The sequence below is a fragment of the Mycobacterium sp. UM_Kg1 genome (genome assembly GCF_000972925.1).
Lineage (GTDB): Bacteria > Actinomycetota > Actinomycetes > Mycobacteriales > Mycobacteriaceae > Mycobacterium > Mycobacterium hiberniae.
Map to the genome: position 1 here is coordinate 1 of NZ_JRMK01000321.1, position 961 is coordinate 961.

Here is a 961-nt window from a genome sequence, read left to right on the forward strand (position 1 = left end):
TTTCTTCACCGAGCTGTGGAACCAGCTGGTTCGGTTGTTCGAGGATCCGATCGCCACGATTCAGGCCATCATCGCCAACCCGGCGGCCTGGTTCCCACTGCTGTTCTTCGTCGCCTACGAGGCGTTCTTCATCCCGTTCGGTTTCACCTTCTGGGGCGTGATGCTGGGCGCCGCCATCATGGCGCCGATCGTGCTCGGCGTGGGCCTCGGCCTGCTGGCAGACTTCTTCGGCGGGGACTGGACTCGCGAGGCCGTCGCGAAGCCGAAACCGGTACCGCTGGCGCCGTCCGACCGGCCGATCGTGGCGGTGGCGGGTTTTGGACCGGGCGTGGGCGCACCGGGCGCCGCGGGTGTTCCGGCAGTGCAGGCCACCTCGGCGGCGGCACCGCCCGCACCGGCGCCCGGGTCGATCGGCTTCGGCTACCTGGTCGGCGGTGCCGAACCGGGCACCGGACTGGGGCCCACCCTCACCGACCGCAACAAGGCGAAGGCCACGGCATCACGGGTGCCCGCCGCCGCGGCGGCGGTGGGCAGCTCGGCGCGGGAGAGGTCCCGCGCGCGCCGACGGCGGCGCGCTGTCCTACATGACCACGCGGACGAGTTCATGGACATGAATTCCGGTTCCGTCGAGGACAATCCGCCGACTGCGCCGTCGGTGGCCGGTTCGCAACGCGGCGCCGGGGACCTCGGCTTCACCGGAACCGTGGGCAGCAGTGCTCGCAGCGGGGCTACCGGCCTCGCCACTTTGACCGGTGACGGGTTCGGCGGCGGTCCCAGTATGCCGATGTTGCCCGATACCTGGGGCGAGCAGGACTTTGCCGACTCCGCAGGGGAGCCGGATCAGGAACCGAAGAAGAAGTAGAGAAAGGGGTGTGGAGATGAGCTTGTTGGATGCGCATATTCCGCAGTTGGTGGCCTCGGAGTCGGCGTTCGGCGCCAAGGCGGCGTTGATGCGGTCGAC

The 961-nt window shown here is 69.2% G+C and carries 1 protein-coding gene and 1 pseudogene; both read left to right on the forward strand.

Annotated features, from left to right (window positions below):
* Positions 1–862 (forward strand): PPW family C-terminal domain-containing PPE protein (locus LI92_RS24045; protein WP_046322536.1); only part of this gene is annotated, 862 nt, incomplete at its 5' end.
* A gap of 16 nt (positions 863–878) precedes the next feature.
* Positions 879–961 (forward strand): annotated as a pseudogene (gene esxG / locus LI92_RS21340) (type VII secretion system protein EsxG); the annotation flags it as partial.